The sequence below is a fragment of the Dyadobacter sp. CY356 genome, from assembly GCF_021440195.1.
Taxonomy (GTDB): domain Bacteria; phylum Bacteroidota; class Bacteroidia; order Cytophagales; family Spirosomataceae; genus Dyadobacter.
Map to the genome: position 1 here is coordinate 73,378 of NZ_JAJTSZ010000009.1, position 14,076 is coordinate 87,453.

Here is a 14,076-nt window from a genome sequence, read left to right on the forward strand (position 1 = left end):
AAGACAAAATCATCAGAAAACATTAACCGTAGCAGAATTCCTGCTGGCCTGAAAAATAAATAACCGTAAACAAAAAACGAATTATGGCGCGTAAATCTTCAAAACGAATATGGTGGATTGTAGGAGGTATTGTTGTACTTCTTGTCGCCGGATTATTCGGAGCAAAACAGGCCGGATATATCGGACAACCGAAACCGACCGAAGTAGAATTTACAAAGGTAAAACGCGCAGATATTATTGAGCGTGTGAGTGCTTCCGGGAAAGTTCAGCCCGAAGTGGAGGTAAAATTAAGTCCGGATGTGTCCGGGGAGATTACCAACCTGTATGTTGCCGAAGGGGATTCAGTTGTGAAAGGACAACTTCTTCTAAAAATACGTCCGGATAATTACGAATCCTTAATGGCCCGCGCTCAGGCTGCGGTCAATTCCAGCAAGGCAAATCACGAACAAACGAAAGCACTGGTTTTACAGGCCGAAGCCAAATTGTCCCAAACAAAAACAATTTACGAACGGAACAAAAAATTGTTTAATGATAAAGTGATTTCTGCCTCGGATTTTGAACAGTTCAGTTCTAATTATGATGTTGCAAAACAGGATCTTGAATCGTCAAAAGCAAATGTTTCAGCAGCGCTTTATAATATCAAAAGTGCAGAAGCAAGTCTTCGCGATGCTGCTGAAAACTTACGTAAAACAACAATTTTCGCTCCGGTTAGCGGGATTATCTCTTTGCTTAATGTTGAAGTGGGAGAACGCGTTGTGGGAACTTCACAAATGGCCGGAACGGAGATGATGCGTATTGCCAATTTGAGTAATATGGAAGTACGGGTAAATGTTAACGAAAATGATATTGTCCGTGTTACCCTGGGCGATACTGCCGAAATTGACGTAGACGCTTACAGCTCATCCGGACGCAAGTTTAAAGGTATTGTAAAAGAAATTGCAAATACCGCCGCCGGACTTGCATCCTCTACCTCAACATCCGCAGCCAGTACGTCAACAGATGCTGTCACCGAATTTGAGGTTAAAGTAAAAATCCTGAATACTTCATTCAGTGACCTGATGTCATCACGAAATAAAAGATCTTATCCTTTTAAACCGGGTATGACTGCTTCCGTAGAAATTATAACAAACAGAAAAGATAGAGTTATTTCTGTCCCGATTGCATCTGTAACAACAAGAAATAACAAACCAGCTGTCGACGAAAATAAGAATCCGGATGAAGCAGAAGCTGCGCCGGAAAAGCCAAAAGGACAAAAAGAAGAGGCAATTAAAGAAGTTGTCTTTGTGGCAGTAAATGGAAAAGCCGAGATGCGTGAAGTAAAAACCGGTATCAGTGATTTTGAAAATATTGAAATTTTATCAGGATTAAAAGAGGGTGATCAGATAATCTCCGGACCATATATCGTTGTGTCTAAAACACTAAAAACCGGCGACTTAGTTGAGAAAAAGAAAGAAGAAGTGAAAAAAGATGAAAAAAAATCAAATGAAAACTAGAACGTGTGCGTTACAAATATGTAATAAGTTCGATTTAGTTTAGGTTAAAAAGAAATCCTTGCGGCTTTGCTGCAAGGATTTTTTATTTAATCTTTAATTCCAAAGCAGTAAGACCGCTTTTCACTATGTGACTGAGGATCACAAATTATTTTACTGCCCGATATTTTTCCACAGTTCAGAAACTGCAAAACCAATCATCACCAGACAAAGTAAAACCTGGATAACAATACCCGTCAGAAAACCGACAAATGAACCCAAAGCAGATTTTAGCGCAGCATTAATTTTCGCCCCTCCGATTAATTCCCCAAGCAAAGCGCCAATAAATGTTCCGATGAAAATCCCGATAGCCGGAATAAAAAAGAAACCGATAACCAAACCAACAGTCGCACCAATCGCCCCGTTTCTGGTCCCGCCAAATTTTTTTGTCCCCCAAACCGGAATATAATAATCGAGCACACCTATGACGACGGTAATAAAACCGAGTGTGTAAAGTGTGGCCTGACTGAATTCAGCAAATTTGCTCATATGCAACAAAATAAGTCCAAAGAAACTTAGTGCTGGCCCGGGTAGCGGTAATATGGCGCCGGCAAGTCCGGCAAATAAGCAGGCAATACCAGCAACGAGAAGCAAAATATCCATGAGGCTAATGTTAAATTAACGCTGAATTAACAAAAAAACCTTTGGCCGTCCTATCTTTGCAATTGAAAAGGCGATTATACAAGCAAGGAGCTTTTAGCAAGCTGGTTGTAACTTTATCGTCTGCAATTTGTGAACAAGTGATCCCTGGCATTCTATTTAATTCATGAAGCCGGTAAACGCATCGCTCATTCAATCATTCACTCAGTTATTCATTAAAAAAACAAATGTCCAAAGTTCTTATTATAGGTGCCGGCGGCGTCGGAAGTGTGGTGGCGCATAAATGTGCACTGAACAGCCATGTATTTACGAGCATTATGCTTGCAAGTCGTACAAAGTCAAAATGCGATAAAATTGCAGGTGAAATTAAGGAAATGCATGGAATTGATATCGAAACAGCTCAGGTTGATGCTGACATCGTTGCAGAAACTGTGATGCTGATCAAGCGCTTCCAGCCAAAATTGCTGATCAACGTTGCACTTCCATACCAGGATCTGACGATCATGGAAGCTTGTCTGGCGACTGGCGTTCATTATCTGGATACGGCAAATTATGAACCAAAAGATGTTGCCAAATTTGAATATAGCTGGCAATGGGCATATCAGCAACGTTTCAAAGAAGCTGGTTTAATGGCTTTGCTGGGATGCGGTTTCGATCCGGGTGTGACGCAGGTTTTCACCTCTTATGCCAACAAACATTATTTCGACGAAATGCATTATCTGGATATCATCGACTGTAATGCCGGTGACCATGGAAAAGCATTTGCAACTAATTTCAATCCTGAAATCAACATTCGTGAAATTACCCAGCCAGGTCGGTATTGGGAAAATGGAGAATGGGTTGAAATAGAAGCCATGTCGGTTCATAAACCTATTGAATATCCTGGAATCGGGCCAAAAGAAAGTTATGTGCTTTACCACGAAGAACTTGAATCTCTGGTAAAAAACTTCCCTACCTTGAAACGTGCACGTTTCTGGATGACATTCGGACAGGCTTACATTACACACTTAAATGTGCTTGAAAATGTTGGAATGACCAGTATCAAACCTATTAAATTCAATGGAATGGATATCGTTCCGCTTGAATTCCTGAAAGCGGTTCTTCCTGCTCCTGATTCATTGGGAGAAAATTATTCAGGACAAACTTCAATCGGCTGCCAGATCAAAGGAACAAAAGATGGCGAAGAAGCTACATACTACGTTTGGAACAACTGTGATCACGCTGAATGTTACAAAGAAGTTCATGCACAGGCAGTTAGTTACACAACCGGTGTTCCGGCCATGATTGGCGCAATGCTTATGCTGACAAATGAAGAGTGGATGAAACCAGGTGTATGGAACTGCGAAGAGCTAAACCCTGATCCGTTTATGGCACATCTGAATACACAAGGCTTGCCATGGAACGAAAGAATTAATATTCCGCTTCCCCACGAATATCCTGCCTGATAAAAAATAAATTTTAAAGCGCAAAATACTCTAAAACCAGAAAAGCCAACTCTAAAAGTTGGCTTTTCTATTATAAAAACTCTTTAATAATCTATCAATTTCAAGCTCAAATCATTAACCCTTAACAATTAATCATTAACAATTAAAAAAGATCATCCTTCCATCATAATCGTCGCCCGCGTACAAACCCCGCCAATGGGTGGATTAAATTTGGAAACCCTGACAGTTACTTTCTGTACATCAGGATAATGTTCTCTTACACTGGCGATTACTTTAAAACCGATATGCTCCAGTAATTTGGCAGGTTCCTGCATCACATTTGCGGCAATCTGGTAAAGTGTTTCATAATTGACCGTAGCACTTAATTTGTCTTTGACAGCCGCTTCTATGAAATCAGTGTCAATTGTGATATCCAGCGCGTACTTGTTACCAATTCTTTGTTCTTCCGGGTAGTAGCCATGATAGGCAAAAAACTCCAGGCCTTCTAATGCGATCGTACCCAATGTAAATTATATTTGGTCAAAGAATGATCCGCCAGTGCTTTTTGGCAAAACGGGTTCCTGAGGTTTTTCTCTGAATGTGTTAACCGCTTCACGTTGTGCCGGTTCACGTTGCGTCGTTTCGCGCGTTTCACGTTGTTCCGTTTCCCGCGTTTCACGAGATTTTCTAAGTTCTGCCAACGCTTCTGTCGCTGCATCGGCTACACTTAAATCTTCCTCTCTTACCGTCGGAACCGGAATTTCCTCTATTTCTTCAATAACGGCAACAACCTGTTCCTGTTCCAAAACCGTTACTGGTTCCTCTTCAATGATCTCCTCCTCTACCAAAAATGGCTCATCAGAAGCTTCCGGGGTCGAAACTATTTCAAATGCAACTTCAGGAGACTCATCTTTTAAAACGACAGCTGCTTCTGCAACCTCTGTCTCTGATTTTTCAACCTCAACTGGAAATACAAGTTTTTTTGGAATTTCAATTTCAGCAACATGCTGTTTGATTTCCTCCATCCTGTTCAATACGGATTCCTTATCATATTTACTTTCAAATCTTTCAACAGTTTCAATCGTATTGTTGGCAAGAGAAGAAAGCTGCACAACGAGATTGTCCCTGAAATTTTCAATCGCACGAAAATCGCGCTCCTGATTTTTCACTTCAATTGCAAAATCCTCTTTGAATTTCTTCAGGCGATTTTCAGTTTCAAGAATAATCTGATTTGTTCTTTTCTCGGCTTCCTCGATCAGGTTGTTAGCCTGCTCTTTTGATTCACCTATGCGTTTATCCGCAGATTCAATCGCCTCTTTTTCAATTTGTCTACTAACATCTTCCGCAGATTTAAGCGTACGAAAAAGTGTAGATTCTATATCTTTTAATTTGCTAAGTTCTTTTTCTGCATAATCCAACTGCATTTTTAACATGCTGTTTTCACTCGAAAAGCGCTCCCATTCCTGCGACAAAGAGTTAAGAAATGCATCAACTTCGTCGGGATTGTAACCTCTGAAAATCTTTTCAAACGTATGTTTACGTATGTCTATTGCGGAAATTTTCATGATGGATATATGCTTTTTAATTTAATTCGTAACGGTCGTCTAAGATAAAGACATATGACCAACATTTCAAAGTATTTGACTGAATTACACTTTTTAACCATATTAAATGGCCACTTCCCAAACCGAAATCATACGATCATCGCTGCATGATACCAACTGATTTTCAAAGTTTGTCCAGATTAATTTATTCACCGAAGTAGCATGTCCGGCCAGACGAGAACGGTCAATGATCTTTTTCAGCCTGAATGTTTCCGCATCCCATAACTTGATGGATTTATCCATGCTGCACGTTGCAAAGTGTTTTCCATCCGGACTAAAAACTATATTATTGACCGCATACATATGCGCAGCAACATCTTTTACAGCCTCGTAATCGTTCCGAACATCCCAGATTTTGATGTGCGCATCTCTTCCGGTTGTGAAAAGAAAATTGCCATCCGGAGAGTATTGAACGGAAAAAACTGAATTAGTGTGTGCAGAAATTGTTTTTTTTAATTTGAATCCGTCAAAATCAAAAATGTGAACGTTCCATTCACTATCTCCAACAGCGAATTCTCCGGTAGATGGATTTACAGAAATAGACCTAACACTATTGCCTGAAACTTTGATATGTTTTTGTACCGAAAGCGAGGGCACATCCATCACTGCAATTACACCATCACCTAAGGCAAGCAAAGCTTTATTGTTCCAGATTTTTATATCAAAAATCGCCGAAGCCGTCACTTTTGATGCATATTCAATTTTATTATTAACAATATCAAGCACCTGAATTCCTTCAAAATTCTGACCGATCCAAAGAAAATCATTCGTAGTATCCAGACAAAGGGAATACACTGAAACACCTGCTTTCGCAACCAGTTTTCCCAAATCCGGTTTTTTTAAATCCCACTGTATTACAAACCCGTCGCCACCGGCGGAGTAAAATCCATGATCCGTGTTATCTGAAATAATTGTATAAACGCTGTCGCGATGACCGGAAAAAGTGTCTACTTTGCGAATTATCATTGTTGAGAAGCTGTTAGCGTCTAGCAATTAGGGATTAGCTATCGGCCGGAAGCATTAAATAGTAATAAAAACAGTACGTTGTCTTTGTCAATTAACATGAAATTTAAGATGTTAATTTGAAAAACCAGGCAAACAAAAATAGTTACCTTATCGATTACAATAGATCGAGCCGCACTAAAAGCTAATCGCTATTAGCCAAAAGCTCATTTTAAACATAAACAATATGCCGCTCGTTCATTCCGAAAAGATTGAAGAGTCCAGTACCTTATTACTCTGGAAACTGACAGAAACTGAAACTGAATTACACGAAAGCCTTGGCTCTTTGTATAATCTGGACGACCTGGAAACAATTTCGCATCCGCAAAAAAAACGCGAATGGCTGGCGAGCCGTATCCTCATTAAAATTCTGGTTGAAAAATTCGGATTCAACTATGAAGGAACGCATAAGGACGAACATGGCAAAGCATTTCTGGTTAACAACGCATCGCACATTTCCATAACACATACTTTTGACTATGTGGCCGCGGTGATCAATGCATCCGCACCCGTTGGAATTGATATGGAAAAAATCGACCTGAAACTTCAGCGAACATCCGGAAAATTTCTGTCTTCTCCTGAATTTGAACATGCCAATAATCACCTTGCAAAACTTTGCATGTACTGGTGCGCAAAGGAAGCGATTTACAAGTTATACGGGAAAAAGAAAATCAGTTTTAAAAACTCGATCTATATCCAACCGTTCGATAAGTCACAACCAATTGTAGAAGGTATTTTATCCGACGATGACGAAGACCTTAAAGTTCACTCCAGAATCCACGTCCGCTGGTTTGAAGATTACTGTCTGGCTGTTTCAGTTTAAACACTATCGTCACCAAAACTCTCCAAAGTTGATTTCAGTATATTTTCAATTTCCTTGATCTTTTCCTGCTCGCCTGTTTTTTCGTAAGACAAAATAAGATTACGCAAAACCCGCTGAATGATTTCGAGATTTGTGCAGGGATTATAAAAAATATCCTTTGGTTTGATGTTCAGCTGGGCGATGTAATGATCAATATCGGTTTTGGAAAAGATAATCCCGCGATTGAATACATTGATATAAAATTGCGTATTATGGCTCTTATATGTCAAAACAAACAAGTTTGGAAGATTGACCCCATATACCGGCAAGCCAAGTTTGCGAGCAATCAGCAAATAAATCACGCACAAAGTAATAGGATTGCCCCTGCGGTTTTCCAATACCACATTAATCATTGAATTCGACGGCGAATGGAAACTTTTCGTATTCGCAGCGAAGTTCATGGTCCCAAAAAATATACTGTTGATACGCTTAATCTGATCAATCGGATTCATTTCTTCCTGAAACTGAATCCAGATATCATAGTAAAGCTGTTCAACAATCGTTTTAAGATTATCAAGTGAAAGTTCAGGATAGTGGTAGGTCGATAAAATCCACATGCCTTCCATTAAATCCAGACCGCCGCCGTTTTTCCACGACTGCAATCGTTCATTCATGATACTCAGTTGCAGCTCATGAATCAGTTCTTCAATTTTACGCTGAAGATTCGGGTTGAAGCTTTCTTCCCACTCTGTTTCCAGAAACGGAATTACATTTCCTCCTAATGATAAGATCTTCCCCTCAACGTGCTGTGTTACTTCATGATCTTCGTCATCAAGTAAAGATATCAGCGCTTTTATTTCTCTCTTGTTCATTTTATGTGGAATCTGCTTTTAACAACCAACGGATAAATAAAAACATTTTTTTTTTATGGACGTCAAATTTTCTACTTTTGCCCGGAAAAAAATTGTATTTTGAAGAGATGTTTCACACACTATAATACTTCAAAATTCAGTTTTGGAAGTTCAGAATGAAACTTTTAGACACAATTTTCACACTTACCACCAATCTCTTTTAAGATCATTCCTATGAAAATTCTTGTTACCGGCGGAGCGGGCTTTATTGGTTCACATACCGTTGTTGAACTTCATGAAGCCGGTTTTGAGCCTGTTATTCTTGACAATCTCTATAATTCAAATCGCGATGTACTCAACGGAATTAAAGGCATTACGGGCAAAGATTTCCCCTTTTATGAAATTGACTGTAATGATATTGAAAAAGTAAGAGCTGTATTTGAAAAAGAAAAATTTGACGGTGTAATTCACTTCGCAGCTTACAAAGCAGTGGGAGAATCAGTTGAAAAACCGTTGAATTATTACGAAAATAATATCATTTCCCTGCTTGTCTTATTAAAGGTAATGAAGGAATTCAACGTTGACAAATTTGTTTTCTCTTCTTCCTGTACCGTTTATGGCCAGCCAGATGCGCTTCCTGTAACAGAAAGTACGCCCCGCAAACCGGCAAATTCGCCATACGGTAATACCAAAGCAATAGCCGAAGATATCATTCGCGATCACGTGCATTCGGGACCTGGCGTAAAGGCACTTTCCTTGCGATATTTTAACCCGATCGGGGCACATGAAACTTCTTTGATTGGTGAATTGCCAAATGGCGTTCCAAGCAATCTGGTGCCTTTTATTACACAAACAGCTGCCGGACTTCGCAAATCACTGACGGTTTTTGGAAGTGATTATGATACACCGGACGGAACTTGCGTACGCGATTTTATCCACGTCGTAGATTTGGCAAAAGCGCATTTAAAAGCTCTTCAATTACTTGATGAACAGACTGATAAAAATTATTACGATGTTTTCAATGTAGGAACGGGACAAGGTTACACCGTTTTAGAACTTATCAATACATTTGAAAAAGTAAGCGGCGAAAAACTGAATTATTCTATCGGTCCACGCAGAGAAGGCGATGTAGAAAAAATATATGCACAATCAGACAAAGTAAATTCTGTCATGAAATGGACTGCTGAAAAAACAATGGCAGATGCACTTCTTGATGCATGGAACTGGCAACTAAAAATTACACCAAAAAAATGAAAAAGATATTAATTACCGGAGGCGCCGGCTTCATTGGTTCGCACGTCGTTCGCCGTTTTGTATTACACCATCCTGAATATCATATCTATAATCTGGATGCCCTGACTTATGCAGGAAATCTTGAAAATCTTCGTGATATTGAAAATGCGCCGAATTACACTTTCGTAAAAGGTGATATCATTGATGCCGAATTTATTGACAAATTAATCTCTGAAACAGATTTTCACGGAATTATTCATCTTGCCGCAGAAAGTCACGTTGACCGTTCGATCTCTGATCCGATGTCATTTGTGATGACCAATGTGGTTGGAACTGTGAATTTGCTTAACGCGGCGAAAAAAGCATGGAAAGAAAATCTGGCTGATCATAGATTTTATCACGTTTCGACGGATGAAGTTTATGGTGAATTGCACGATCCGGGTACTTTCTTTACTGAAACTACCAGCTACGATCCACGTTCGCCATATTCTGCTTCAAAAGCATCTTCTGATCACTTTGTGAGAGCATACCAGAATACCTATAATCTTCCGGTTGTAATTTCAAACTGTTCAAATAACTACGGCCCAAATCATTTCCCGGAAAAACTGATTCCGTTGATGATCCACAACATTATTCAAAATAAACCGCTTCCTGTTTATGGAAAAGGCGAAAATGTTCGTGACTGGCTTTTTGTTGAAGATCACGCTATTGCGATCGATACCATTTTCCACAAAGGAAAAAATGGCGAAACTTATAACATCGGCGGACATAACGAGTGGAAAAACCTTGACCTGGTTCTTTTATTATGCCGTGTAATGGATAAAAAACTGGGGCGTGAAGAAGGTGAAACTGAAAAATTGATCACTTACGTTACCGACCGTGCCGGACATGACCTTCGTTATGCAATCGATGCTACGAAACTTTCGGAGGAACTTGGCTGGAAACCATCTCTTCAGTTTGAAGAAGGTCTGGAAAGAACTGTGACCTGGTATCTGGATAATCAGGAATGGTTAAACAATGTTACCTCAGGCGAATACCAAAAATATTACGACGGAATGTACTCCACCAGATAGTTCGTATGTTTGCCGGTTGTCTGTGGACAATTGATAAAACAACAACTATAAAACCATTGAAAGAGTCAAAATGAAAGGAATTATTTTAGCTGGTGGATCCGGTACAAGACTTCATCCACTTACATTGGCGGTGAGTAAGCAGCTTATGCCTGTTTATGACAAACCAATGATTTATTATCCGTTATCGATTTTAATGCTGGCCGGGATTAAAGAGATCCTGATCATTTCTACACCACATGACTTACCTCATTTTGAGAAATTGCTGGGTGACGGAAGCCGTTTGGGATGTTCCATTTCTTATGCCGTACAGCCTAGCCCGGATGGACTTGCGCAGGCATTTATAATTGGTGAAGAATTTATCGGAAAAGAAAAAGTAGCACTTATTCTGGGAGATAATATTTTCTACGGATCAGGACTTTCTCAATTGTTACAATCCAATAATGATCCTGAGGGTGGCGTTATTTTCGCTTATCAGGTTCAGGATCCTGAACGTTACGGTGTTGTTGAATTTGATAAGGATTTCAATGCCTTATCTATTGAAGAAAAACCGGAAAAACCTAAGTCAAATTATGCAGTTCCTGGTTTGTATTTTTACGATAACCAGGTTGTTGAAATTGCAAAAAGCATCCCCCCTTCCCCACGTGGAGAATTGGAAATTACAGATGTAAACCGGGTTTATCTTGAAAAAAATCAGTTGAAAGTGGGTGTTCTGAACAGAGGAACAGCCTGGCTGGATACGGGTACCTTCCAGTCTTTAATGCAAGCCGGACAGTTTGTTCAGGTTATTGAAGAACGTCAGGGTTTGAAAGTGGGATGCATTGAAGAAATTGCCTATCGTATGGGCTTTATTACCGCTGAACAATTACGCGAAATTGCCAAACCGTTGGTAAAAAGCGGTTACGGTAAATATTTATTGGGCCTTGTGGCCAATGTTTAATTATTGAAAAAAGCAGTTGTTAGGGGATTATCCAGAGTAAATAATTCAATAACAGCTGCTTTTTGATTATAATCCTTAAAATTCATTCAACAAATGAAGTTTCTGGCGGAAGAAATAGAGGTGTATTCCGAAACTCATACTGAGAATGAAAACGAGTTGCTAAAATCTCTTAACCGGGAGACACACGCTAACGTACTCAATCCACGTATGCTTTCCGGGCATCTGCAAGGGCGGTTTTTATCGATGATCTCCCGCATGATTTGCCCTGAGAAAATTTTGGAAATCGGTACTTACACAGGTTATTCAGCGCTCTGCTTGTGTGAAGGATTGAAAACCGGGGGGAAACTTATTACCCTCGATATAAATGAAGAGCTTGAAACCCTTACCCATCGTTATTTTGAGCAGTCAGAATTCAGTAATCAGATCGATTACCGGATTGGAAATGCGATTGATATCATCCCGACTTTAACAGACACTTTTGATCTGGTGTTTATGGATGCGGATAAGATCAATTATATAAACTATTTTAACCTTTGTATTGACAAAGTCAGGCCGGGAGGTTTTATCCTAGCCGACAACGTATTGTGGAGCGGAAAAGTAGTGGACAAAGAATTAAAGAAAATAGATAAGGACACTCAAGCGTTATTGGATTTCAACAATATGGTTCATGAAGATCATCGCGTTTCCAATATCCTGCTGCCGATCCGTGACGGACTCATGATCCTTCAAAAACTGTAACTCGCAAAATCTAACAAGCCAAGCTTTCATCATTTATGAACAAAATTTCCAGCACATACTTAAAAATAACCACACTAGTTTTCTTCTCTTTTGTATTTCAAATCGCTGTTGCCCAAAGCACTTCCCCCGAAATTCCGGCGAGTGTAATGTTTGGTGGTATTACGGTAAAATTTGACAGAAGTGCGCAAAGCCTGATTGAAGAAGATATCAAAAGCCTGATGTCGAACAAAAAATTCTGGGAAGAAAAGATGGACCGGGCAATATTATATTTCCCGATTGTGGAAAGTATCTTGATGGACGAAGAAGTTCCAATTGATTTCAAATATCTGGCCGTTCAGGAAAGTTCATTCAAGCCGGATGTCGTTTCCAGTTCCAATGCAGTTGGTTTCTGGCAGTTTAAGCCTGAAACGGCACAGGAATTAAATTTACGCATTGACAAAGATGTTGATGAACGAAAAAATATAAGCTCTTCCACACATGCTGCGGCCTGGTATTTAAAGAAAAATAACACGCAGTTGAATAACTGGGTTTCTTCTCTTTATTCTTATTATCAGGGTGTTGGCGGTGTAAAAAAACTGGTACCTGCAAACTGGGCATATGCCAGGGAAGTTACCCTGAACGGAAAAACTGATCGCTACATGCTTCGCTTTTTTGCACATAAAATTGCTTTAGAATCTGGCATTGAAAGATATCGCACAACTAATTCAATGGTTCTTATCGAATCTGAATATGGCAAGGGAAAAACATTCTCTGAAATTTCCAGCGAACTGGGCATTCAGGAAAGAGATTTAAAAAGCTATAACCGCTGGGTAAGCGGAGACAAAATTCCGTCTGACAGAGAATATCTCGTTACACTGCCGGTTCCTTCAAATCTTGTTGCTTCAGTGCGTTCCAAATTGTCGCTACCTGCACAAAGTCAGCCTGTATTGGCTTCATCGTCAACATCTGTGTCTAACGCGATCGCTGATGAAACGGGTTTCCCTATTTTGAAAAAGTCAAACGTAAAATCAAAGGATAAAAACGGATATGGATTTTACGAAATAAACGGCTTGCCTGGTATTGAAGCCAAAGCGGGTGACGACGCAAAAAGTATTGCCAAAGCTGGAAATCTGAGAAGACCCAAATTTTTGAAATACAATGATATGTCGGTTGATATGCCGATTATCCCCGGCAACGTTTATTACCTCGCCCGTAAAAATAAAAAAGCGGCTACGCCATTTCATACAGCAAAAACGGGAGATTCATGGCAGAGTATTTCTCAGCAATATGGTTTGCGTTTGGTAAACCTTTTGAAATATAACCGCACAATCAGCAAAACTTATCCACTTCAAACGGGACAGGTTGTTTGGTTAAATAAAAAACGTCCAAAGAAAACACCGATCGAGATCATTACGCCAAAGCCGGGTGACAAAACAGTTACAGAGCCAATGATCACTTCTGCGCCAACGCAGCCACAATCGGGTAACGATATCCCGACGAATGCTTCGGGAAGAAAAAAATACACGCCTGTTTTGGTTGATAAAAGCGAGAGCAGTATCGCAAAAGAAGATCAAAAGTTCGAGCCGGGTGTTGTCCCAACCGTTTCCTCGCCTGCCACTGTCGAAATTCCAACAGTTGCAGCCTCGCCGTCAGGCAATACGAATGACCGCGTTGTGATTATCACACAGGATGGAGGTGACGGATCTTTCAAACAGGCTCCTGAACCAAAAGCGGTTCCGAGCAAACCCGCAGCGAAACCTGCCGGCAAGCCTGTTGCTGTTGCGAAAAGAGCGGATAGCAATCCATTCTCAACACCATCCGAAAATGCTTCACGGACACCTGCTAATACACAGCCAGCGGCCTTTGATAATCCGCTCCCTCCGGTAAAGGAGAAACCTGCGGTTACTGCGGTTAAAGAATCAACAAATTTCCATACGGTGCAGGCTGGACAAACTTTTTACAGCATTTCCAGAATGTATAATTTGTCTGTAAAAGAGCTTCTTGCGATAAATCATTTGAATGATATAGTAAAATTGAGTGTTGGACAAAAACTGATTGTTGGCAAAGAAGCCGCAACGGTTTCAGAAAGCGTAACAAACAAAACTTCGGGAAATACAAAAGCCGTTGCGGAAGAACGTTCATATCCCCGCTCGGGCGTGACAACACATACTGTGGCTCCTGGCGAAACACTTTTCCGTATCTCTCAGAATTATCATGTGGGTATTGAAGAACTTCAAAAGCTTAACAAATTATCAGGAAATACTGTTATAGTGGGACAAAAACTTAAAATTCCACAACAATAAT

Annotated in this window: 13 protein-coding genes; 8 read left to right on the top strand and 5 right to left on the bottom strand. The window is 40.1% G+C overall.

Features of this window, described 5'->3' with window-relative positions; genetic code table 11:
* The first annotated feature begins 83 nt into the window (after positions 1 to 83).
* Positions 84 to 1,493: an efflux RND transporter periplasmic adaptor subunit gene (locus LXL81_RS24110; protein WP_234649688.1), complete on the top strand. Its 1,410-nt coding sequence runs from the start codon at positions 84 to 86 to the stop codon at positions 1,491 to 1,493.
* A gap of 150 nt (positions 1,494 to 1,643) precedes the next feature.
* Here LXL81_RS24110 and LXL81_RS24115 read toward each other — a convergent pair whose 3' ends face one another.
* Positions 1,644 to 2,132 (bottom strand): DUF456 domain-containing protein, encoded by a 489-nt coding sequence (locus LXL81_RS24115; RefSeq protein WP_234649689.1) that lies wholly within the window; start codon positions 2,130 to 2,132, stop codon positions 1,644 to 1,646.
* Between the two features lie 224 nt (positions 2,133 to 2,356).
* Here LXL81_RS24115 and LXL81_RS24120 point away from each other — a divergent pair, with 224 nt between their 5' ends.
* The gene (locus LXL81_RS24120) at positions 2,357 to 3,574 is read left to right on the top strand and encodes a saccharopine dehydrogenase family protein (protein ID WP_234649691.1); all 1,218 of its coding nucleotides are present in this window, start codon (positions 2,357 to 2,359) and stop codon (positions 3,572 to 3,574) included.
* Between the two features lie 152 nt (positions 3,575 to 3,726).
* On the opposite strand, the gene folB is transcribed toward LXL81_RS24120, so the two are convergent.
* The 3 genes from folB to LXL81_RS24135 form a co-directional block, all read right to left on the bottom strand.
* Positions 3,727 to 4,077 (bottom strand): dihydroneopterin aldolase, encoded by a 351-nt coding sequence (folB, locus tag LXL81_RS24125; RefSeq protein ID WP_234649693.1) that lies wholly within the window; start codon positions 4,075 to 4,077, stop codon positions 3,727 to 3,729.
* 6 nt (positions 4,078 to 4,083) lie between these two features.
* The gene (locus tag LXL81_RS24130) at positions 4,084 to 5,118 is read right to left on the bottom strand and encodes a DivIVA domain-containing protein (protein ID WP_234649695.1); all 1,035 of its coding nucleotides are present in this window, start codon (positions 5,116 to 5,118) and stop codon (positions 4,084 to 4,086) included.
* A 102-nt stretch (positions 5,119 to 5,220) separates the two neighbouring features.
* Entirely contained in the window at positions 5,221 to 6,123 is a 903-nt protein-coding gene (locus LXL81_RS24135; RefSeq protein ID WP_234649697.1) for a WD40 repeat domain-containing protein, read from the bottom strand.
* Between the two features lie 223 nt (positions 6,124 to 6,346).
* Here LXL81_RS24135 and LXL81_RS24140 point away from each other — a divergent pair, with 223 nt between their 5' ends.
* Positions 6,347 to 6,982, top strand: coding sequence for a 4'-phosphopantetheinyl transferase superfamily protein (locus tag LXL81_RS24140; RefSeq protein ID WP_234649699.1), 636 nt, complete (start codon positions 6,347 to 6,349; stop codon positions 6,980 to 6,982).
* On the opposite strand, the gene LXL81_RS24145 is transcribed toward LXL81_RS24140, so the two are convergent.
* Positions 6,979 to 7,833 carry a transglutaminase-like domain-containing protein gene (locus LXL81_RS24145; RefSeq protein WP_234649701.1) on the bottom strand — a complete coding sequence of 285 codons (855 nt, stop codon included), beginning with the start codon at positions 7,831 to 7,833 and terminating at the stop codon, positions 6,979 to 6,981. The two genes, LXL81_RS24140 and LXL81_RS24145, sit on opposite strands and share 4 nt — an antisense overlap.
* 213 nt (positions 7,834 to 8,046) lie before the next feature.
* Between LXL81_RS24145 and galE the strand changes: the two genes are divergently transcribed.
* From galE to LXL81_RS24170, 5 genes are all read left to right on the top strand, one after another.
* Entirely contained in the window at positions 8,047 to 9,066 is a 1,020-nt protein-coding gene (gene galE, locus LXL81_RS24150; protein ID WP_234649703.1) for a UDP-glucose 4-epimerase GalE, read from the top strand.
* Entirely contained in the window at positions 9,063 to 10,118 is a 1,056-nt protein-coding gene (gene rfbB / locus LXL81_RS24155) for a dTDP-glucose 4,6-dehydratase (protein WP_234649705.1), read from the top strand. The genes galE and rfbB overlap by 4 nt, the downstream gene beginning before the upstream one ends.
* A gap of 70 nt (positions 10,119 to 10,188) precedes the next feature.
* Positions 10,189 to 11,055 carry a glucose-1-phosphate thymidylyltransferase RfbA gene (rfbA, locus tag LXL81_RS24160; protein WP_137340402.1) on the top strand — a complete coding sequence of 289 codons (867 nt, stop codon included), beginning with the start codon at positions 10,189 to 10,191 and terminating at the stop codon, positions 11,053 to 11,055.
* Positions 11,056 to 11,148: 93 nt separating this feature from the next.
* The gene (locus LXL81_RS24165) at positions 11,149 to 11,793 is read left to right on the top strand and encodes an O-methyltransferase (RefSeq protein WP_234649707.1); all 645 of its coding nucleotides are present in this window, start codon (positions 11,149 to 11,151) and stop codon (positions 11,791 to 11,793) included.
* 35 nt (positions 11,794 to 11,828) lie between these two features.
* A complete protein-coding gene (locus tag LXL81_RS24170; RefSeq protein WP_234649709.1) occupies positions 11,829 to 14,075 on the top strand; it encodes a LysM peptidoglycan-binding domain-containing protein in 2,247 nt (748 codons plus the stop codon).
* Position 14,076: the final 1 nt, after the last annotated feature.